General features: G+C 71.0%; 18 protein-coding genes. 13 read left to right on the top strand and 5 right to left on the bottom strand.

Annotation, left to right across the window (positions count from 1 at the left end; translation table 11 throughout):
- Positions 1–15: 15 nt before the first annotated feature.
- Together sthA and ACTMTI_RS46650 are read left to right on the top strand one after the other, a co-directional pair.
- A complete protein-coding gene (gene sthA / locus ACTMTI_RS46655; protein WP_441127300.1) occupies positions 16–1428 on the top strand; it encodes a Si-specific NAD(P)(+) transhydrogenase in 1413 nt (470 codons plus the stop codon).
- A gap of 69 nt (positions 1429–1497) precedes the next feature.
- Entirely contained in the window at positions 1498–2406 is a 909-nt protein-coding gene (locus ACTMTI_RS46650; RefSeq protein ID WP_441127299.1) for a DMT family transporter, read from the top strand.
- Between the two features lie 73 nt (positions 2407–2479).
- Here ACTMTI_RS46650 and ACTMTI_RS46645 read toward each other — a convergent pair whose 3' ends face one another.
- Complete coding sequence (locus tag ACTMTI_RS46645; protein ID WP_441127298.1) at positions 2480–3154, bottom strand: DoxX family protein; 675 nt, start codon at positions 3152–3154, stop codon at positions 2480–2482.
- 35 nt (positions 3155–3189) lie between these two features.
- Entirely contained in the window at positions 3190–4719 is a 1530-nt protein-coding gene (locus tag ACTMTI_RS46640; RefSeq protein WP_441127297.1) for an MFS transporter, read from the bottom strand.
- A 260-nt stretch (positions 4720–4979) separates the two neighbouring features.
- Here ACTMTI_RS46640 and ACTMTI_RS46635 point away from each other — a divergent pair, with 260 nt between their 5' ends.
- From ACTMTI_RS46635 to ACTMTI_RS46600, 8 genes are all read left to right on the top strand, one after another.
- A complete protein-coding gene (locus ACTMTI_RS46635; protein ID WP_441127296.1) occupies positions 4980–6704 on the top strand; it encodes a tetratricopeptide repeat protein in 1725 nt (574 codons plus the stop codon).
- 15 nt (positions 6705–6719) lie between these two features.
- Positions 6720–7616, top strand: a complete 897-nt coding sequence (locus tag ACTMTI_RS46630) for a haloalkane dehalogenase (RefSeq protein WP_441127295.1) — start codon at positions 6720–6722, stop codon at positions 7614–7616.
- A 64-nt stretch (positions 7617–7680) separates the two neighbouring features.
- Positions 7681–10029, top strand: coding sequence for an AAA family ATPase (locus tag ACTMTI_RS46625; RefSeq protein ID WP_441127294.1), 2349 nt, complete (start codon positions 7681–7683; stop codon positions 10027–10029).
- A gap of 119 nt (positions 10030–10148) precedes the next feature.
- Positions 10149–11132 (top strand): ABC transporter permease, encoded by a 984-nt coding sequence (locus tag ACTMTI_RS46620; protein WP_441127293.1) that lies wholly within the window; start codon positions 10149–10151, stop codon positions 11130–11132.
- The gene (locus ACTMTI_RS46615; protein WP_441127292.1) at positions 11132–12034 is read left to right on the top strand and encodes an ABC transporter permease; all 903 of its coding nucleotides are present in this window, start codon (positions 11132–11134) and stop codon (positions 12032–12034) included. Before ACTMTI_RS46620 ends, ACTMTI_RS46615 begins: the two co-directional genes overlap by 1 nt.
- Positions 12031–14040 (top strand): dipeptide ABC transporter ATP-binding protein, encoded by a 2010-nt coding sequence (locus ACTMTI_RS46610; protein ID WP_441127291.1) that lies wholly within the window; start codon positions 12031–12033, stop codon positions 14038–14040. The genes ACTMTI_RS46615 and ACTMTI_RS46610 overlap by 4 nt, the downstream gene beginning before the upstream one ends.
- Positions 14041–14057: 17 nt before the next feature.
- Complete coding sequence (locus tag ACTMTI_RS46605) at positions 14058–15746, top strand: ABC transporter family substrate-binding protein (RefSeq protein ID WP_441127290.1); 1689 nt, start codon at positions 14058–14060, stop codon at positions 15744–15746.
- 412 nt (positions 15747–16158) lie between these two features.
- Positions 16159–17250 carry a winged helix DNA-binding domain-containing protein gene (locus ACTMTI_RS46600; RefSeq protein ID WP_441127289.1) on the top strand — a complete coding sequence of 364 codons (1092 nt, stop codon included), beginning with the start codon at positions 16159–16161 and terminating at the stop codon, positions 17248–17250.
- 201 nt (positions 17251–17451) lie between these two features.
- Here ACTMTI_RS46600 and ACTMTI_RS46595 read toward each other — a convergent pair whose 3' ends face one another.
- Positions 17452–17703 carry a hypothetical protein gene (locus ACTMTI_RS46595; protein WP_441127288.1) on the bottom strand — a complete coding sequence of 84 codons (252 nt, stop codon included), beginning with the start codon at positions 17701–17703 and terminating at the stop codon, positions 17452–17454.
- An 89-nt stretch (positions 17704–17792) separates the two neighbouring features.
- Positions 17793–18887, bottom strand: coding sequence for an MFS transporter (locus tag ACTMTI_RS46590; protein ID WP_441127287.1), 1095 nt, complete (start codon positions 18885–18887; stop codon positions 17793–17795).
- Positions 18888–18965: 78 nt separating this feature from the next.
- On the opposite strand from ACTMTI_RS46590, the gene ACTMTI_RS46585 reads away from it, so the two are divergent.
- The 3 genes from ACTMTI_RS46585 (at position 18966) to ACTMTI_RS46575 (ending at position 20573) form a co-directional block, all read left to right on the top strand.
- Positions 18966–19415 carry a hypothetical protein gene (locus tag ACTMTI_RS46585; RefSeq protein WP_441127286.1) on the top strand — a complete coding sequence of 150 codons (450 nt, stop codon included), beginning with the start codon at positions 18966–18968 and terminating at the stop codon, positions 19413–19415.
- Positions 19416–19537: 122 nt separating this feature from the next.
- Complete coding sequence (locus tag ACTMTI_RS46580) at positions 19538–19981, top strand: carboxymuconolactone decarboxylase family protein (protein ID WP_441127285.1); 444 nt, start codon at positions 19538–19540, stop codon at positions 19979–19981.
- A 424-nt stretch (positions 19982–20405) separates the two neighbouring features.
- Positions 20406–20573 carry a hypothetical protein gene (locus ACTMTI_RS46575; protein WP_441127284.1) on the top strand — a complete coding sequence of 56 codons (168 nt, stop codon included), beginning with the start codon at positions 20406–20408 and terminating at the stop codon, positions 20571–20573.
- Between the two features lie 19 nt (positions 20574–20592).
- Here ACTMTI_RS46575 and ACTMTI_RS46570 read toward each other — a convergent pair whose 3' ends face one another.
- On the bottom strand, positions 20593–21213 hold the full coding sequence (locus tag ACTMTI_RS46570) for a pyridoxamine 5'-phosphate oxidase family protein (RefSeq protein ID WP_441127283.1): 621 nt from the start codon (positions 21211–21213) through the stop codon (positions 20593–20595).
- Between the last annotated feature and the right edge of the window lie 105 nt (positions 21214–21318).

The raw sequence follows: 21318 nt of genomic DNA, 5'->3' as shown, positions 1-21318 counted from the left end.
CCCAGACTGGACGGTGTGGCGGAATTTGATGTTGTGGTCCTGGGTTCCGGACCTGGTGGGCAGAAGGCCGCGATCGCGGCGGCGAAACTCGGCAAGCGCGTCGCGATAGTCGAGAAACGGCACATGATCGGCGGCGTGTGCATCAACACGGGCACGATCCCCTCGAAAACCCTGCGCGAAGCGGTCCTCTACCTCACCGGACTCAACCAGCGAGAGCTGTACGGCGCCAGCTACCGCGTCAAGGAGGAGATCACGGTCGCCGACCTCGGCATGCGCACGCAGCACGTCATCGGCCGGGAGATCCAAGTGATCCGCAGCCAGCTGGCCCGCAACCACGTGACGGTGCTGCACGGCACCGGCCGGTTCCTGGACCCGCACACGATCGGCATCGCCGGCGACGACGAGCACGCGGAGAAGAAGATCACCGCCGAGAAGGTCGTGATCGCCACCGGCACCTCCCCCGCCCGCCCGTCGAGCGTCGAGTTCGACGGCACGACGGTCATCGACTCCGACGCGATCCTGCACCTCGAAAAGGTCCCGGAGACCCTTGTCGTGGTCGGGGCCGGGGTCATCGGCATCGAGTACGCCTCCATGTTCGCCGCGCTCGGCACCAAGGTCACCGTGGTCGAGCGGCGCGAGCGCATGCTGGAGTTCTGCGACCTGGAGATCGTCGAGGCGCTGAAATACCACCTGCGCGACCTGGCCGTGACCTTCAGGTTCGGGGAGAACGTCGCCGCCGTCGAACGCCGCCCCGGTGGCGCGCTGACCCTGCTGGAGAGCGGCAAGAAGATCCCCGCCGACTGCGTCATGTATTCGGCGGGCCGCCAGGGCAAGACCGCCGAGCTACACCTGGAGGCCGCGGGCCTGGCCGCGGACGCGCGCGGCCGGATCGCGGTGGACGACAACTACGCCACGGCCGTCCCCCACATCTACGCCGTCGGGGACGTGATCGGCTTCCCGGCGCTGGCGGCGACGTCGATGGAGCAGGGCCGGCTGGCCGCCCAGCACGCGTGCGGCGAGCCGGTCGAGGAGGTGGCCGACCTGCCGCCCATCGGGATCTACACGATTCCCGAGATCAGCTTCGTCGGGAAGTCGGAGGACGAGCTGACCCGGGACAAGATCCCGTTCGAGGTGGGCATCTCGCGCTACCGCGAGCTGGCCAGGGGACAGATCATCGGGGACTCGTACGGCATGCTCAAGCTGCTCGTCTCCGCCGAGGACCGGCGGCTGCTCGGCGTCCACGTGTTCGGCACGGGCGCGACGGAGCTGGTGCACATCGGGCAGACGGTCATGGGGTGCGGCGGGACCGTCGACTACCTGGTCAACGCGGTGTTCAACTATCCGACGCTGGCGGAGTCGTACAAGGTGGCGGCGCTGGACGCGATGAACAAGATGCGGGTGGTCGCCCGGCTCACCGCAGGCATGTGAGCCAGGTTCGCTTTCCACTACGCTCCTCGATGGTTCATCGACGGGGAGGCGTACGTGCGGAGCAAAACCATGGGGACATGGCTGCCGGGGTTCCTGGTGCTGGCGGCCATCTGGGGCAACAGTTTCTTCTTCATCAAGGTCGCGGTCGGGTCGCTGCATCCGTTACAGGTGTCTTTCGGGCGGATGGCCATCGGGGCCTCCATCCTGCTCCTCGCGCTCGTGATCTCCCGGCGGGCGCTCCCCCGCGACCCCCGCCTCTGGGGACACTTCCTCATCGCGTCCGTGGTGCTCACCACGCTTCCCTTCACCCTCTTCGCGTACGGCGAGCAGTACGTCTCGTCCGTCGTGGCCTCGATCTGGAACGCCACGACGCCGCTCTGCACGCTGGCCTTCACGCTCATGCTGCGTGCCGAGCGGGCGACCTCCGGGCGGGTGGCGGGGCTCGGGCTGGGGTTCGCCGGGGTCATGGTGGTGCTGGGGGTGTGGCAGCCGATGGACGGCGGGCAACTGGGCGGCAGCCTGGCCTGCTTCGGGGCGGCTATGTGTTACGGGGTCGGCGGCGCGTACATGGGGCGGTTCATCACCGGACGCCGTCCCGAGCCGGCCGTGGTGCTGGCCGCCGGGCAACTGGTGACCGGAACCGTCCAGCTCGCCGTGATCACGTTGGTGGCCGGGGTGCCGCTGGTGGACTTCGGGGCGCCCGCCGAGGTGTGGTGGAGCCTGGCGGCGCTCGGGGGGCTGGGGACAGGGCTGGCATATCTGCTGCTGTACTGGGTGCAGGTGCGGGCCGGGGTGACGACCACGTCGACGGTGACGTACCTGCTGCCGGTGTTCGCGGCGGCGTCCGGCGTAGTGGTGCTGGGCGAGACGATCAGCTGGAACCAGCCGGTGGGCGCGCTCGTCATCCTCGCCGCCATCGCCCTCACCCAGGGCACCCTGACCCGCCTCCGCAAACGCACCGCGGTCCCGACCGTGTGAGCCGGACGCCGGTCATCATGCCGGCGGCCGCGCCACGTCAGGCGGGTGTTCAGCCGGCCGGCCGGAGAGGTGGTCAGTCGGTGGTCGGGCGGCGGCTGCGGGCAGGGGGCTTCTTGCGGCCCGCCACCAGCGTGTCACCGGGTACGGGCGCCGGGGCGGGGTCGTCGCCCGGTGGAGTGACCCGTGGCTTCTCGCCGGCCCGCGCGCGCGGCCGCGGATGCGGCGCCGTGTCCTCCGTCGCCGATACCTCCGGAGCGGGCTCGCCCTCCTGAGCCGCGGGCGTGTCGGGCGCGCGTAGCGAGGCGATGACCCGGTCCGCCTCGGTGTCGGCGGCGAACTCGCTCGCCGCCTCCGATTCCCTGCGCCGGATCACCACCATGTGGTCCACCGACACCCGGCCGGCGCCGACGACGGCGAGCAGGAGGGAGGCGGCTCCGAGGAGGATCAGCTCGTTCAGGCTGATGGGGTTGAGCGGCGGCGCCACCAGGAACACCGCCAGAGCCTCGGCGAACAGGATCAGCCCGGTCGTGGAGACCGCCAGCCCGGCGATCAGCAGCGCGCCGCCGATGAGCTCGGCGAGCATGGTGACCGTGGCCCAGGCGCCGGGTGCGGGCGCGCCCTGCTCGAGAAACTTCGCCCCGGTGATCTTCAGGCCGTCTTCCAGCTTGGCCCAGCCATTGGCGAAGAAGATACCGCCCACGCCGACGCGGGCGACTAAAGCAGCAAGATCACGGAGGGCCTGTTTCACGGTAGTTGTCTGCCCTGATAGGGACATGGCACACCTCAATCACGGCTGAGCAGCATGGCCACCGCGACGGCGGTCAGGCTGAGCAGGACGACGCTCACGACCACTGTCGTGTGCAGGGCGTTGACGAAGGCCCACCGGGCGGCGTCGAGCAGCGCGCCGCCCGCGCTGCCGCCGACCTCGTGGGCGACGTGCGCGGCGGCGGCGAGGGACTGCCTGGCCTTGTCCATGCCGCCCGCGGACACGCCCGGCACGGCGGGCAGCCCGGGGGCGTAGACGATCGTGGTGATCGTCCCGAGCACGGCCACGCCGAGGCCCGCGCCGAGTTCGTACGCGGTCTCCTCGATGGCCGCGGCCCCGCCCGCCTGGGTCTCCGACGCCGAGCTCATGATCGTGTCGGAGGCGGCGAGCAGCGCCACCTGCACCCCGAACCCGATGCCGATGAAGGAGATCGCCAGCATCACGGGGTGGCCCTCGACGCCCCAGCCCAGGGTGGGAGTGAGGGCCAGCGCGACGAGCCCGAGCCCGCCGCTCATCGTGGCCCGCATGCCGATCCTGGGCAGGATGTGGGCCGCGGCGAGCCCGCCGATGATGGCCGAGAGCACCAGTGGCAGCATCCGGATCGCGGCCCGCAAAGGGGCGTCGCCGAGCACGAGCTGCAGGTATTGGGCGAGCATGAGCTGCAGCCCCACCAGCGCGAACACGCCGAGCAGCACCCCCGCCACGCCGGTGGTGAACTCGCGCCGCCGGAACAGCCCGACCTCGAGCAGCGGCACGCGCAGCCGCGTCTGCCGCCGTACGAACACGACCAGCAGGCCCAGCCCGGCCAGGAACACCAGAACGGAGGCCCACAGCGGCATGAGGCTGCCCGCGCCCGCCTCCTTGAGCCCGAACGCCAGCGCCAGGATCCCGAGCACCGACAGCACCGCGCTGGTGGCGTCCCATGGCCGCTCCTTGCGCACGGGCGACTCGGGCAGCAGCCGGACGGCGGCGGGCAGCAACACGATCAGGATCGGCACGTTGATCAGGAAGACGGCGCCCCACCAGACGCCGACGAGCACGCCGCCGATGAGCGGCCCCACGGCCGCGCCGGCCGCCGCGACCGCGCTCCAGACGCCCAGCGCGATGGCCCGCTCGCGCCGGTCGGTGAACACCTGGCGGATGAGCGACAGCGTGGCCGGCATGATCATCGCGCCGCCGACGCCGAGCAGCGCCCTGGCCAGGATGAGCGTCAGGGGCGTCGGGGCGAACGCCGCCGCCGCCGAGGCCACGCCGAACAGCACGAAGCCACACAGGACCAGTCGTTTGCGGCCGTATCTGTCGCCGAGCGTGCCGAACATGATCAGCAGCGGAGCGACGACCAGCGAGTAGATGTCGATGATCCACAGCAGCTGCACCGCGGACGGCTCCAGCGCGGCAGTGAGCGCGGGCACCGCGATGTGCAGGACGGTGGCGTCGACCGTGATCAGCAGCAAACTCAGGCAGAGCAGCACGAGGATGGACCAGCGGTGGTCCCTGCGCCCGCGGTCGGCAGTCCGTACGAGGGGTGCGGCCTGTGTGACGGTCATGGCCCTCCTTGCAGGCCGATCCGTTGACAGGGCCCGCACGTGCTGATGGTCGGCCGCTTGCGAGCCGCGGCTCGACGCTCGCTCCTTTCGAGCTCTGGCGCCCCCGGCTCACGCGCTCCGGCTTGCGTGGCAGCTTAGGGTATGCGATGCGCTCGTGATAGCGGTATCGCCCGATCCGGGACCGCCCGTACCTCTCTAGAGAGATACAGCCATATGTCGGTACCTATCCAACATTGACGCATCAGCCGATCATGGATCACGTGGGGACCGACAAAAGTGACAGAAAAGACAACTATCCCGATAGGTCCTCACGTGAGTGGTGTGCCGAGGCCCTGACCAGGCTGAACGCCGGCCGTCCCGAGTCGGCGCTGGACGCCGCGCGCCGGGCGGCCGACCTGGATCCGGGCGCGGAATGGGCGTACCGGCTCATCAGTCTCGCCCACGAGCGGCTGGGCCGCGACGCCGACGCGGTGCCCGCGGCGGAGCGGGCGGTGGCGCTGGCGCGCGGTTCCTGGCAGGCCCGGCTGCGCCTGGCCGCGATCCTGCGCCGGATGCCGGGCCGCTGGCAGGAGGCGGTCGAGCAGGCCACGCTGGCCAGGAAGTTCGCCCCTGAGGAGGCCGATCCCGAGGTCATGCTCGGCGATCTGGCCCTGCTGCGCGGCGACCACGCCGACGCCGCGCGGTCCTACCGGGCCGCGCTGGCCGCCGACCCCGGCCACCCGCAGGCCCGGGTGAACCTGGCGCTGGCGCTGCTGCGCTGGGACCGGCCCCGCCCGCACCACGATCCGGCCTGGCCGGTGGATCCCCGTGAGACGGGCCGGGCCAGGCGGGCGCTGGAAGTGTGGTCGCGGCAGTCCCGGCTGCTGGTCGCGGTGGCCACGGCCGCCATCGGGGCGGCCGCGCTCTTCTTCGACCGGGGCGCCCAGGCGCAGCTCGGCGGCTTCGCGGTGCTCGTCCTGCTGGTGCCGCTCGCGGTCAGGCAGGCGCGGCGGGTCGGCGTCTGGCCGTACGTGCCCGCCATGCTCGGCAGGGACCCCTGGCTGGGCGCGGCCGTCGTGTCCGCCGGAATGTCGGTGCTCGCGTTCGCCGCGTGGCTGCTGCTCCCGGCGATGCCGGCGCTGCCGTCGGCGTTCGATCCGGTGTGGGCGGGGCTGGCGGGCATCGGCGTGCTGGGATGGCCTGCGCTGGCGGGCGTGCGCGCGCTGGCGGAGGCCTGGCGCGGCCGGCCGCTGCCGGCGCTGGAGCAACTGGCCCGGGACGAGCGCACCGCGAGGAGGAACGCCGGCGTCACGCTCTGGATCGTGCTCGGCAGGACCTGGTCGGTGCTGCTGCCCCTGGTGGTCGGGGCGCTCGCGGTGGAGCCCAAGGCCGCCGTGGTGGCGATGGCGGTGCCGTACCCGATGGTGCGCGGCTATCTGCGCACCCGGCAGCGCGCCGACAAGTGGCTGCTGACCGCGACAGGGCTGCTCGTGCTGACCGCCGCCGGGTGCGCGGCGGGCGGGGCGCTCGGCTCGGCGTGGGCCTGGCGGATCGGGCTCGGCGCGCTGGGCGCCGCGGTGATCGTGTTCGTGGCGCGGGCGCTGCGGGCCTGGTGGCGGGGCGGTCCAGGGCCGTGGCGGACCTCGCTGATCATGTGCGACCTGCCCATGGGCGCCGCGCCGTCCGTCGCGCTGGCTCCGGAGGTACGTCAGACCTTCTCCTACGCCCGCAGCATCGTCCTGTCCTACGGCGACTCCCTCGGCCCCAGGGTCGTGGGCGCGGCCGCGTCCGTCACGTCCTCGGGCGAGCTGCGGCTGATCGCGGAGACCGAGGCGTGGGAGGCGATCGAGGCGGATCCGCGGGTGGCGGTGTTCGCCGCCGACCCGCTGCAGCGCCGCTTCTGGGTCGAGGTACGGGGCATCGCCCAGGCCGACTCGGACGTCCTGCGCGTCACACCCAAACAGGTGCTCCTCGGCGAATTCCCTGGGCGGCACCAGCGCCGCTGACTAGAGTTTTGTTCTATGGAACTCCTCCGCACGCCCGACGATCGGTTCGCGGACCTGCCCGGATTCCCCTTCGAGCCACGGTACGCCGACGTGGCCGACGGGCTGCGCATGGCGTACGTGGAGGCGGGGCCGGCCGGCGGCGAGCCGGTCGTGCTGCTGCACGGCGAGCCGAGCTGGTCGTTCCTCTACCGGCACGTCATGACCGAGCTGGCCGCGGCCGGGCTGCGCGCGATCGCCGTCGATTTCGTCGGGTTCGGCCGTTCGGACAAGCCCGCCGAGATCGCCGACCACACCTACACCGGCCACGTCGAGTGGACCCGCGCCCTGCTCTTCGACGCTCTCGGCCTCAGCGGCGTCACCATCGTCGGCCAGGACTGGGGCGGGCTGATCGGGCTGCGGATCGCCGCCGAGCACCCCGAGCGGATCGCCAGGATCGTGGCGGCCAACACGGGCTTGCCCACGGGTGACATTCCCATGCCCGAGGTCTGGCATCGGTTCAAGGAAGCGGTGCTCAAGGCTCCGGTGCTGGACATCGCCAGGCTCGTCCAGGCGGGCTGCAAGAGTGAGCTGCCGCCGGAGGTCCGGGCGGCGTACGACGCGCCGTTCCCGGACGAGTCATACAAAGCGGGGCCGCGCGCCATGCCGGGCCTCGTCCCGATCACTCCGGACGATCCCGCCGCGCCCGCCAACCGCGCTGCCTGGCAAATCCTCACGACGCTCGACCGGCCTTTCCTGGTGGCGTTCTCCGACGGCGATCCGATCACCAGCGACATGGCGCCCATTCTGGTCAAATCGATCTCGGGGGCGTCCGGCTTGGTGCACCCTGTGATCAAGGGCGCCGGGCACTTCCTCCAAGAGGACGCGGGCGGGGAGCTCGGCCGTCAGATAGCCGGTTTCGTGACCTCCACCTAGCGTGTCAGGACCGCCCAATAGTCGGCCCGGTGCGGTATAACCGGGGGCGGACCGGGGAGGCGTGATGCGTGAGTCCGGCAGGGCCCAGGCCGCGGGGCGGGCCGCAGCGCGGGATCTGTTCGAGCAGGTGCGAGAGCGTTATTTCCAGATTCCGCCGGCCGTGCGCCGGGTGCTCTACGTGGTCGCGCTGGTCGCCGCCATGGGAGTGGGCGCGGCGCTGGGCTGGGACCTGCTGAACACCTTCCCCCTCGTGCTCCTGGCGCTCGCCTTCATCGCGCTGACCATGCGCTTCCCCCGCGCCGCCGCCACCTCGCTGGTGGTCGCGGGCTGGGTGGTCGTGGCGCTGTGGCTGTTCTCCGCGCTCTATCCGCCCGGCGCCATGGCGGTGCATCTCATGGTCGGGCTGGCCGTCCTCGTCGCCGCCACCGCGCACCTCATCCGCTGGGTCACGCCGTGGGTGACCACGCTGGCGGCGCTCGTCCCCGCGGGCATGCTCGCCGCCGCGCTGTCCCCGCTGTCCCCCACCGTCTCGGTCTGGGTGGGATACGCCGCCGCGCTGGCCGTGCTCGTCCACCGCTTCCTGCTGGCGCGCCGGGCCAAGGCGGCGAGCGCCGCGGTCGAGGAGCAGGTCCGGGTCAGGGGGCGCGAGGGCAGGCCGGAGTCGCCGCACGACAAGAGCGCCGCGCCGCCGCAGATCTCCGTCGAGGAGGCACTCAGCGAGCTGGAGAGCATGGTCGGCCTGGCGCCGGTCAAGGAGCAGGTGCGCTCGATCGCCGCCTCCATCGAGGCGTCCCGGCTGCGGGCCGAGGCGGGCTACACCGCCGACCGTCCCACCAGGCACTTCGTGTTCGTCGGCCCACCCGGCACCGGCAAGACCAGCGTGGCCCGCGCCCTCGCCAAGATCTTCTACGCGTTCGGCCTGCTGGAGACCCCCTACGTGGTCGAGGCCCAGCGGGCCGACCTGGTGGGCGAGTTCCTGGGCGCGACCGCGATCAAGACCAACGAGCTGGTCGACCGGGCGCTGGGCGGGGTGCTGTTCATCGACGAGGCGTACGGGCTGGTCAACTCCTCCGACGGACAGCCCGACAGGTTCGGCGCGGAGGCCGTGCAGACCCTGCTCAAGCGGGCCGAGGACGACCGCGACCGAGTGATCATCATCCTGGCCGGCTACGAGCAGGAGATGAGCGGGTTCCTGTCCAGCAACCCCGGCCTGGCCAGCCGGTTCGCCACGCGGGTGCGCTTCCCCGGCTACTCCCCCGCCGAGCTGGTCGAGGTCACCGAGCTGCTGCAGCGGCGCAGGGGCGACACGATGGACCAGGAGACCCGCCGGGTGCTGCTCGGCCTCTACGAGGACGTGCACCGGCGCGGCCTGGTCGACGAGCTGGGCAACGCCAGGTTCGCGCGCAGCCTGGTCGAGGCCGCCGCGCAGGCCCGCGACGTACGCGTGGTGGGCGCCGGCGGCACGCCGACCACACAGCATCTGGTCACCACCACGACGCCCGACGTGACCAAGGCGTTCGCTGAGCTGACCGCGCGCTTCCGCGGCTACGTCGCCACGCCCACGCTGGAGGAGGCGCTGGCCGACCTCGACAGGATGGCGGGCCTGGCGCCGGTCAAGCGGCAGGTGCACGCGATCGCCGCCCAGTTGCAGGTCGCGCGGATGCGGCAGGAGCGCGGGCTGCCGACACCGCAGCAGATGCGGCACTTCGTGTTCGCCGGCCCGCCCGGCACCGGCAAGACCACGGTGGCCCGGGTCCTGGGCCGGATCTTCGCCGCGCTCGGCCTGCTGGCCCGGCCCGACGTGGTCGAGGCGCACCGGGCCGACCTGGTCGGCCAGCACCTCGGCGCGACCGCGATCAAGACCAACGAGCTCGTCGACCGGGCGCTGGGCGGGGTGCTGTTCATCGACGAGGCCTACAGCCTGGTCAACCCCGGCTACCAGGGCGGCGACGCGTTCGGCGCGGAGGCCGTGCAGACCCTGCTCAAGCGGGCCGAGGACGACCGCGACCGCCTCGTCGTCGTGCTGGCCGGCTACGAGCGCGAGATGGACGCGTTCCTGGCCACCAATCCAGGGCTGGCCAGCCGGTTCAACCAGCGCGTGGCCTTCCCCAGCTACTCGCCGCGCGAGCTGACCGAGATCGCGGTGCTGCTCGCGGACAAGTCCGGCGACTCCTTCGACGAGGACGCGCTGCGCAACCTCGACGAGGTCTTCGCCTGGGTGTGCGAGGAGCGGCTGATCGACGGGCTCGGCAACGGCCGCTTCGCCAGGTCCTTGTTCGAGCGCGCGGCCATGCGCCGCGACGTGCGGCTGGCCGCCCACGCCTCGCGCGGTGGCTCGGCCAGCTCGGCCGACCTGACCACGATCACGAGCGAGGACGTCCGCACCGCCGTGGACGAACTTTCCGGACGCTGACTTCGCCGGTCGCGTGTGCCGCGATGCTCGCATGCTGTAGCGATGTGACTACGATGGGCAACTGTCCACTGTAGTCGCGGGGTTTGCGCCTGCGTGCCGTGCGCGTCGGAGGGGGAGCGATGGCGGGGTTCCTGGCCCGCAGGCTGCTCGGCTACGCCGTGCTCGTCGCGGTGGCCGCCAGCCTCGCCTACCTGCTGGCGGCCACCGCACTCGACCCGCGCTCCAACTACGCCGACCGCACGCCGAAGCCGCCGCCCGCCGTGGTCGACGCCCAGCTCACCGCGCTCAATCTCAACGACAGGACGCCGCTGGTGCAGCGCTACGCCACCTGGGCGGGCGGCGTGCTGCGCGGCGACTTCGGCAAGTCCGTCACGGGCGCGCCGGTCAACGACGATCTCAAGCGCCGCATGGGCGTCACCTTCCGGCTGGTCGTGCTGGGGTTGGTGTTCGGCAGCCTGCTCGGGGTGCTCGTCGGCGCCCTGGCCGCGGTCAGACAGTACGGGTGGTTCGACCGGCTCTCGACCGGCGTGTCGTTCCTGGTCCTCGCCGTGCCCGTGGTCGTGCTGGCCAACATGCTGATCCTGCTGGCGGCCTGGGCCAACGAGCACGTCTTCGGCCGCCAGGTGCTGCTGGTCAGCGGCGAATACAGCGACGGGCTCGACGCCGGGTTCTGGGGTCAGGTCGTCGACCGGTTGCAGCACCTGATCCTGCCGACGATCTCGCTGTCGATCGGGCTCATCGCGGTCTTCAGCCGCTATCAGCGCAACATGATGCTCGACGTGCTCGGCGCCGACTTCCTGCGCACCGCCATGGCCAAGGGCCTGAGCAGGCGCCAGGCGCTCATCAGGCACGCGCTGCGGACCGCGCTGATCCCGGTGGTGACCTATTTCGCGTTCATGTTCGGCGCGCTGCTGACCGGGGCGACGTTCACAGAGAAGATCTTCGGCTGGCACGGGCTCGGTGAGCAACTGATCAACTCGATCTTCACCAACGACGTCAACACCGTCGCCGCCGTCTCCTTCCTGGCGGCCATCGCGGTGCTGTGCGCCTCGCTCGCCGCCGACCTGCTGCACGCCGCGCTCGACCCGAGGGTGCGGGTGTGATGACGCTTTCCGAGGAGGAGCGGGCCGAGGAACTGTCCGACGGGCTCATGATCAGGAGTCCGTCGCGGGTAAGGGTGGTCGCCGGGCGCTTCTTCGCCTCCAGGCAGGGGCGGATCGGCTTCACCGTGCTGGCGCTGATGTTCCTGCTGGCGTTCGTCGGCCCGCTGTTCAGCAGATGGACCTACACCGACAAGGATTTCACGGCGTTCCTGCAGCCGCCGTCTGCCGACCATTGGTTCGGAACGCTCCAAACGGGCGCCGACGTCTACGCGGTGACGCTGCGCGGCATGCAGAAGTCGCTGGTCGTGGGCCTGCTCGCGGCCCTGGTGTCCACGGCGCTGGCGGCCGTGGTCGGCGCGTTCGCCGGCTATTTCCTGGGGTGGACCGATCGGGTGCTGAGCTGGGTGACCGACCTGCTGCTCGTGCTGCCCGCGTTCCTGATCCTCGCGATCATGTCGCCGCTGTTCGGCCCGGGCCAGTGGCCGTTGTTCGTGGTCATGCTCGCGCTGTTCCTGTGGATGGTGACCTCGAAGATCGTCAGGGGGATGGCGCTCTCGCTGAAGGAGCGGGAGTTCATCCAGGCCGCCCGCTACATGGGGGTGCCCCCGGCGCGGATCGTCTTCCGCCACGTGCTCCCCAACCTGTCGTCGCTGCTGATCGTGGATGCCACGCTCAACGTCAGCGCCGCGATACTCACCGAGACCTCGCTGTCGTACTTCGGGTTCGGCATCCAGCCGCCCGACGTGTCGTTCGGGACGCTCATCGCCGACGGCTCGAAGACGGCGACGTACGCACCGTGGACGTTCTGGTTCGTGGCCGGGCTGCTGGTGGTGACGGTGCTCGCGGTCAACCTCATCGGCGACGCGCTGCGTGACGCGTTCGACCCGGCGGCCAGGCGATGAGCCCGGTCCTGGAGGTCAGCGACCTCAATGTGGCGTTCGGCGAGGTGCCCGCCGTACGCGGGGTCAGCTACTCCGTACGCCCCGGCGAGGTTCTCGGCATCGTCGGCGAGTCCGGCTCCGGCAAGTCGGTCACCTCGGCCGCGGTCATGGGGCTGCTGCCGCCCGGGGCGCGCGTCACCGGGTCCGTGAAGCTGCACGGCAGGGAGCTGATCGGGGCCCGCGAGCGGGAGCTGACGGCCTTCCGCGGCAAGACCATGTCGATGGTGTTCCAGGACCCGCTGTCGGCCCTCACGCCCGTCTACCGGGTGGGCGACCAGATCGCCGAGGCCGTACGCGTCCACCAGCGGGTCAGCAAGGAAACGGCCCTGGTCAAGGCCATCGAGCTGCTGGAGCTCGTGGGCATCCCGCATCCCGCCGAGCGGGCGCTGGCCTTCCCGCACGAGTTCTCCGGTGGCATGCGGCAGCGCGTGGTGATCGCGATGGCCATCGCCAACGACCCCGACGTGATCATCTGCGACGAGCCGACGACGGCGCTCGACGTCACCATCCAGGCCCAGGTGCTGGAGGTGCTGAAGCGGGCGCAGGAGAAGACCGGCGCCGCGATCATCATGATCACGCATGATCTCGGGGTGGTGGCCGGGTTCGCCGACCGGGTGCTGGTCATGTACGCGGGCCGCCCGGTCGAGGTGGGCGACGTGGACGACATCTACTACCGGCCGCGGATGCCCTACACCGTGGGCCTGCTGGCCTCCATCCCGCGCGTGGACCGGGGCGGGCGGCAGCCGCTGGTGCCGATCGAGGGCAACCCGCCCTCGCCCGCGGCGCTGCCGCCCGGGTGCCCGTTCGCGCCGCGCTGCCCGATGCGGATCGACGCCTGCGACGAAGGCGAGCCGCCGCTGTTCAAGGTGGAGACGGGGCACCGGGCGGCGTGCATCCGCTGGGAAGAGGTGCGCCCCTACGCGCCCGGCAAGGCCGCGGCCACGAGCCCGCCCGTGCGCGCCAAGCGCACGGTGCTGGAGGTCCGCGGCCTGGTCAAGGACTATCCGCTGCTGAAGGGGGCGCTGTTCAAGCGCCGGGTCGGCACGGTGCACGCGGTGGCCGGGGTGAGCTTCGACATCCGGCACGGCGAGACGCTCGGGCTGGTCGGCGAGTCGGGCAGCGGCAAGACCACGACGCTGACGCAGATCCTGGAGCTGGCCGAGCCGCAGGAGGGCCGCATCGTCGTGCTCGGGCACGACACGGCCCGGCTCGGCAGGGCGGAGCGCACGAAGATCAGGCGCGACATGCAGGTCGTCTTCCAGGACCCGATGGCCTCGCTCGACCCCCGCATGACCGTGCACGACATCCTGGCCGAACCGCTGCGCACGCACGGGCGGCGGCAGCCCGGGCGGCGCGTCGCCGAGCTGCTGGCCCTGGTCGGGCTCGACGCCTCGCACGCCGCCCGCTACCCGCAGGACTTCTCCGGCGGCCAGCGGCAGCGCATCGGCATCGCCCGGGCGCTCGCGCTGGAGCCCGGGCTGCTGGTGCTGGACGAGCCCGTCTCGGCGCTCGACGTGTCGATCCAGGCCGGCGTGATCAACCTGCTCGACTCACTGAAGGCCAGGCTCGGGCTGTCCTACCTGTTCGTGGCGCACGACCTGGCCGTGGTGCGCTACATCGCCGACCGGGTGGCCGTGATGTACCTCGGCAGGATCGCCGAGATCGGCCAGGTGGACGCCGTCTACGACACGCCGATGCACCCGTACACGCAGGCTCTGCTGTCGGCGATCCCGCTGCCCGACCCGGTGCGCGAGCGCTCGCGGCGGCGGATTCTGCTCGAAGGTGACCTGCCCAGCCCGGCGCACCCGCCGACGGGCTGCCGTTTCCGCACCAGATGCCCCAAGTTCCGCGCCGAGCTCACCGACGCCGAGCGCAGGCTCTGCGTGGACGTCGAGCCCGAGGTGCGGCCACTCGGCGCGGACCAGGGCGCGGCCTGCCACTACGCCGAACGGCGCGAAGTCGTCTGACCAGGAGGAATCTCTCGATGAAAGCAGCACGTCTTGTCGTGGCCGGGGCCGTGGCCGTCTCGCTGTCCCTCGCGGGATGCGGCGGCTCGGGAGGCGGCTCAGGGCTGGACAGCGCCGGGGACGAGCGGATGATCAAGCCCTTCGACATCAACCCGCAGCCGCGTGACAAGGTCAAGGACGGCGGGACGCTGCGCTGGGGCATCAACGAGTTCCCCTCGCAGTGGAACAGGAACCATGTGGACGGCAACCTGGCGATGGCCGCCGTGGTCAGCAACGCGCTGCTGCCGGCGCCGTTCGTGTCCAACGAGAAGGCCGAGATCGCGCCCAACAAGGACTACGTGCTCGACGCGAAGGTCACCGCGCAGCGGCCCAAGCAGGAGGTCACGTACACGCTGAACCCGAAGGCCCGCTGGTCCGACGGCAAGCCGATCACGTGGGCCGACTACCAGGCGCAGTGGCAGGCGCTGAACGGGCGGAACTCCGGCTACCACATCGCCTCGTCCACCGGCTATCAGGACATCGAGAGGGTCGCGCGGGGGCAGGACGACCACGAGGTGGTGATCACGTTCGCGCGGCCGTTCGGCGACTGGCAGTCGCTGTTCGGGCCGCTGCTGCCCGCCGCCACGAACCGGACGCCGGAGGCGTTCAACACCTCCTGGCTCAACCGCGTCCCCGTGACGGCAGGGCCGTTCAAGTTCGGCGGGTTCGACCAGACGGCCAAGACGATCACGCTTGTCCGGGACGACACCTGGTGGGGCGATCGGGCGAAGCTCGACAAGATCATTTATCGGGCGTCCGAGCAGGACTCGCTGATCGGCGCGTTCAGCAATGGCGAGCTCGACATCATCGACGTCGGCCCGTCCGCCCCGGACTACGCGCGGGCGAAGGGCACGCCGGGGGCCCACGTACGGCAGGCCGCGGGGCCCGATTTCCGGCACTTCACCTTCAACGGGTCGAGCGAGCTGCTGAGGGACAGCAATGTGCGGCAGGCGATCCAGCTCGGCATCAACCGCCAGGCCATCGCGCAGTCGGACCTGCAGGGGCTCGACTGGCCGATCGCGCTGCTGAACAACCACTTCTTCATGAACACGCAGGAGGGTTACCAGGACAACGCGGGGAGCCTGGGGGCGTACAACCCCGATCGGGCGCGGCAACTGCTGGACGCGGCCGGGTGGCGGCTGAACGGGACGGTCAGGCAGAAGAACGGCAAGACGCTCGACCTGCGGTTCGTGGTGCCGTCCGGGGTCCAGGTCAGCAAGGCCGAGGGGGAGCTGGCGCAGAGCATGCTCGCGCAGATCGGGGTGAAGCTGACGATCAGGGCGGTGCCGAGCGACGACTTCTTCACGAATTACGTGATCCCGGGGAACTTCGACATCACGCCGTTCTCGTACATCGGCACGCCATTCCCGATCTCCAGCAGCTACTCGATCTACGCGAACTCGCCTGATGGGAAGACCTGGAACGCGAACTTCGGGCGTACCGGGTCGGCGGCCATCGACCAGGCCATGAGCCGGGCCATGCAGAGCCTCGACCCGGTGCGGGCGCGTGCGGCGACGAACGCGGCCGACGAGCTGATCTGGCAGGAGGTGAACGTGCTGCCGCTCTACCAGCGGCCGCAGAATGTGGCGGTCAAGGAGACGCTGGCCAACGTGGGAGCGCGCGGCTTCTACGACCTCCGGTACGAGGACATCGGCTTCATGCGCTGACCAGCCACCCACAACGCAACCGACCGGCGGCGCCGCTCGCCCGGCGACGTCTTGCCCCGCGACGCCGCTCGCCCGGCGGCGCCGACGGCGGCAGGACCGCCCAGCGGCGCGCCACCAGCCGGACGGCCGACCGTGGCAACAGCGCCGCGGAGACGTCGGCGAGAGGCCGGACCGGTGACATCAGGACAAGGCCGGAGCGGTTGCGCACGGTGGCGTCGCCGCCGGGCCTGGACGGTGCCCGCACGGTGGCGTCGCCGCCGGGCCTGGACGGTGCCCGCACGGTGGCGTCGCCGCCGGGCCTGGACGGTGGCGTCGCGTCGCCGCGGGGCCGGAAGTGCCGGTGGCGTCGGCGCGGGGCCGGACCGGAGGCGCGGGGCCGGGAGTGTCGGTGGCGTGGTGTAGAAGTAGGCGCGTGACTATCAAGCTGACCTGGTCTCAGATCCTCGCCTGGCGCCTGCGCAGGCAGTTCGTGAGCGCGCCCGAGGCCCCCGACGCCGTCGCGGTGGCCCGCAGGTTGTGCGGCGTGCAGACCCAGGTCGCCTCGTCGGCGCAGCTGGCGGTGGCGGTCAGGAGCGCCAAGCCCGACCCCGACGAGATCGACCGGGCCTTGTGGACCGACCGCACGCTGGTCAAGACCTGGATCATGCGCGGCACCCTCCACCTCCTCCCCGCCGACGAGCTGGCCGACTACTGCGCCGCCCTGAGCACGTTGCGGTTCTGGGAGAAGGGCTCGTGGCAACGCGGCCACGGCGTCACCGCGGCCGAGACCGAAGCGATCATCGAGGCGGTCCCGCAGGCGCTCGGCGCCCGGCCGCTGACCCGGGAAGAGCTGGTCGACGCGGTGGTGACGGTGACCGGTGACGCGCACCTGAGAGAGGCGCTCACGTCCGGCTGGGGCGCGCTGCTCAAGCCGCTGAGCCGCCTGGGCGAGCTCTGCTACGGCCCACCCCGAGAGGGACGGGTGACCTTCACCGCCCCGCGCGCCTGGCTCCCCGGCTGGCCGTCCGAGCTGCCGCCCTTCGAGGAAGCGGGGGTGCGGGTGGCGCGGGCCTTCCTGGGCGCGCACGGGCCCGCGACGCCGGAAATGCTCGACACCTGGCTGTTCGGGGGCGTGGCCAGGAAGGCGGTGCTGAAGGGCTGGTTCCGGGACCTGGCGCCCGAGCTGACCGAGGTCGAGACCGACGACGGCCACACCCTGCTGGCGCTGACCGAGCACCTGGACGATCTCACGAGCACCCGGCCGTCGGCGGAGGTTCATTTACTGCCGGGCTTCGACCAATACATCCTGGCCGCCCCGCGCACGCTCGCCGCGCTCATCCCGCCGCCGCTCAAGCCCAAGGTCAGCCGCCAGGCAGGGTGGATCTCCCCCGTGGTCGTCCACGAGGGCCGGGTGGCGGGCGTCTGGGAGGCCAAGAACGGCGAGATCACCCTCGACCTCGCCACCCCGGTGCCCCAGGCGGCGCTGGACGAGGCCGTCGCACGGGTGCGGGCGCTGCTGCCTTGATCGTGACTCCCGTTCGGGTAGCACGGCAGGGCAGGCTAGCCCTGCCGACAGCCAGGGGCCCGTCCCAGCTGTCGCAGGGGCCCGTCCCGGCGCGGGAGCCCGTCCCGGCGTGGGAGCCCGTCCCGGCGTGGGAGCCCGTCCCGGCGCGGGAGCCTGTCCCGGCGTGGGCGAGCCGGGACAGCGGGCGTCCATGGTGCGGGTTCAGGCCGAGGAGCCGGCCATGACGCGGTCGACGATGCCCTTGGTGCCCTCCTCGCGGGCGCAGTGGGCGCAGCAGTACCAGTGCTCGCCCGCCTGGACCCCATGCCCGATGACCTTGGTGCCGCAGTGCTCGCACACGGGCGCCATGGCCTCGATCGCACACTGGAAGCAGTCGAAGGTGTGCACCGCTCCCTGCGCGTGTACCTCGAACGCCATGTCGTAGTCGTTGCCGCAAGTTTCGCAGACAGCCATGGTGATCCCCTTTTGCAATCGGCATTCGCCCGGTGGGATACCCGGTTCTGTGGTCCCCTTTCCCCAAAAGCCCACCATATTCAGGCCCGTCAGGACCGGCGCAGCGCGAACCGGGCCACCAGCGGCAGCCCCAGGAGCCCGAGCGCGGCCAGCGCGGCGGGCAGGCCGAGCCACCCGCTCAGCCCGGCCACGAACAGCGGGCTGATCACGAATCCCGTGTACGAGATCGTGGACACTCCCCACACCAGTGTCCCGCTCGGATCGTCGGCGGCCGAGCGGCTGAGCAGGGCGGGCACCAGCGGCCCGAGCGCCAGCCCGGTCACCGCGAACCCCGCCATGGACACGAGCACGGTCCCGCCCAGCCCGGCCAGGGCGATGCCCGCGCCGCCGCCCACCCCCGCCACCAGGTACAACGCTCGGAGCGGCGTCCGGGGCAAGGCCTGCACGACGAGCCGCCCGACCGTGAGCGCCGCCATGTAGACCGCCGGCGCGGCGCTCGACACCAGTGGCGTGGCGCCGCGATGCTCCTCCAGCAGCAGCACCGACCACTGCTCGACCGAGTTCTCGATGATGAGCGCGCACGCGGCCAGCGCCCCCAGCACGGCGGCGAGGCCCCAGAGCCCGCGTTTGCCGGTGTCGGCGGCGGAGTCGGGCAGCCCGCGCCCCACGCGCAGCGCCGGCAGCGACAGGGAAGCGGCGATCATGATCAGCGCGATCAGCGCGAGCACCGTTCCGACGCCGAGCCCGAGCGAGCGTGCCAGCCCGGTGGCCGGGGCCGCAGCGATCACCCCGACCGGGAAGGCGGCGTGGACAGGCTGGAACAGCCTGCGGCCGGTCTCCCGTTCGACCCGCCCGGTGGTGAGGTTCAGCGCGATGTCGAGCGCGCCGCTGGTGGCGCCCACCAGCGCCAGCGCCACCGCGAGGTGCCAGGGCGCGGCGGCCAGGCCGATGTCGGCGACGCTGAGCGCGAACAGGACCGTGGTCACCATCAACGCGGCCCGCTCGCGCCCCCGCGCCAGCCGCCCGGTCAGCGCCATCGCGGGCAGCGCGCCCACGGGTACGGCGCTCAGCGCCAGCCCCAGATCGGCCGCCGACATGCCCAGCTCCAGCTTGATGGCGGGTAACAGGGCCGACCAGGACCCCCAGAACACGGCCCAGGCCGCGCAGACCGCGATCAGCGGCATCCAGAACCCCTTGCAATTACGGTTAAGCCCCAGTAAAGATCGACGATGTCCTTAATATCCCCTCCCGAAGGGAAAACTGTGCTTACGCGAACGGTCATCGCGGCCGCCCTGGTCGCCGCCGGGATTGCCGCCATCCCCTCGTCCGCGTACGCCGCCACGGCGGCCTACACCCCCGAGCGCATCTGCGGCCCCGGCTTCCACCGGGTCAAGGATGGGCACCGGCCGATGAAGACGCGAGACGGCGCCGTCTTCGGGCACGTCTACCTGATGTACAGCAAGCGCAGTGGCAAGAACTGCGTGGCCGCGATCAAGACCGCGTACAAGGGCACCCGCTCGGTCACGGGGGCGTACCTGGAGGTTCGCGGCGGCGGCCGATCGGAGGACGTGCAGAAATACCGCTACTACGCCGAGACCGGCCATCTCGACGGGAGCTGGAAGTGCGTGCGCTACGCCGGCTGGACCCGCGACCCCCACAACCGCGTCGAAGCCTGGGGCGGCCGCCAGTCCTGGGGTAACTGCAAGGGCTGAGGGCAGCCCGCCGGCCGCGAGGCCGAGAGGCGATCCGAAGTTTTCCGCGAAAGCTGTCACAGCCGGGCGGCCTGCCCCGTCCTGGCTGTGCAAGCACGCCAAAACTGAGGAGGCTGGCTCTCATGACCCGGCGGATCAACGTCGCGAAGCACGTTCCCGACATCTACCACCACTTCCTGGCGGTGGAGAAGATCCTGCACGACGGCGAGCTGCCGGCCGCCACCATCGAGTTGGTCAAGCTGCGCGCCAGCCAGATCAACGGCTGCGGCTACTGCGTGGACATGCACAGCCGTGACATGAGGAAGGCGGGCGAGAGCGACGAGCGCCTGTGGATGGTGGCGGCCTGGCGCGAGGCCACCGTCTACACCCCGGCCGAGCGGGCCGCGCTGGCGCTGGCGGAGGAGGCGACCCGGCTGCCGGACCGCGAGGCCGTGCCGGACGCCGTGTGGCAGGAGGCGAGCAAGCACTACAGCGACAAGCAGCTCGCGCTGCTCGTCGCCGCGATCGCGATGATCAACGCGTGGAACCGGATCGGCGTCACCGCCCGGCTGACCCCTGGCACCTGAACCAACGCGGTCCTGGCTCTCGCCGGGACGGCGGTCACGACGCTGTCCTTGACCGCCCTCCCGGCCTCCGCGCGGAGCAGGCCGGGTGAGCCGGCCAGGTTCAGGCGGTAATTAGTAGAAATACGTTGAGTGAGCGGCACACCCGGACTAGGTTGACGCGCATGGCGGGTGGCGAGCACCCGTCAAGCCGTCGCCCAGCCGAGCGGCGCGCAGTCGCAGGAGAAGGACGCGCTTCGGAAAGGGGAACCATGAAACGCGTCAGGGTCACGAAGGCGACGGCCAAACGGCGTTCCCGGCCGTTCATGGAGTTGGACCTGCGTTCACCGGCGGGCCGCACGCTTCCCTACTGACATGATCCTTACGTCAACTTTACGGGGGTATCTGTAAACAACATCGATAACAGAAACATCACGGGGGGCTTACGATGAAGAGGCTTGTGGTGGTGCCGCCACACATTGCCAGGCACAAGGTCCGCGACATCCGCTCAGCGGACCGCCGCAAGCCACCCGCCGACCCCAAGGTGATCGACCTGCGGGCCTACACCGGCAGAAACGTGATCCGCTTTCCCAGCGGGCCCGCCCCCGCGGCGTGACCCGCCGGCCCGCACACCGTCAGCCGTACAACGTTTTGGCGTAGGTCTCGCCGTAGTAGTTTTCGAGCTCTGCGACGCTCTCCTCGACCTTCTGGGTCTCCTTGACCAGCCGCGCATGCGAGGGCAGCAGGTCATCGCCCCACGTGTCCGGCTTCCACAGTCCGGAGCGCAGGAACGCCTTGGCGCAGTGGAAGAAGATCTGCTCGATCTCCACGACGAGTGCGAGGTGCGGGCGGTGGCCCTTGACGATCAGCTGGTCGAAGAACGGGGCCTCGCGGACGAGCCGGGCGCGGCCGTTGATACGCAGGGTCTCGTTGCGACCGGGGATCAAGAAGATAAGCCCCACATGCGGATTTTTCAGGATATTGAAGAATCCGTCCGCCCTGCGGTTCCCCGGGCGATCCGGGATGGCGATCGTGGTGTCGTCGATGACGTGGACGAATCCGGCGGGGTCGCCCTTGGGCGAGACGTCGCAGTTGCCTTCGTCGTCGGAGGTGGCGATCAGGCAGAACGGCGAGGCCGCCAGCCACTCCCGATCACGCTCGTGCAGGCTCGCCCGCTCTTTGGTCGCCGCTCTCGGCATGACCTCGCCGAGCAGCTCACGTAGCTCGTCCTCGGACCCGATCTCCGTCCAGCCCACTTGATCTCCCTTCGGGGTTTCTCCGATTTTGCCAGGAAAGCGGATCAAACATCCGATGGAGTGTCCGGAGGGCGAGACTCACCAGGTCGTGACGCAGGCCGCGGG

It is taken from the genome of Nonomuraea sp. H19, assembly GCF_052068215.1.
GTDB lineage: Bacteria > Actinomycetota > Actinomycetes > Streptosporangiales > Streptosporangiaceae > Nonomuraea.
This window is presented reverse-complemented; position numbering and strand designations above follow the sequence as displayed.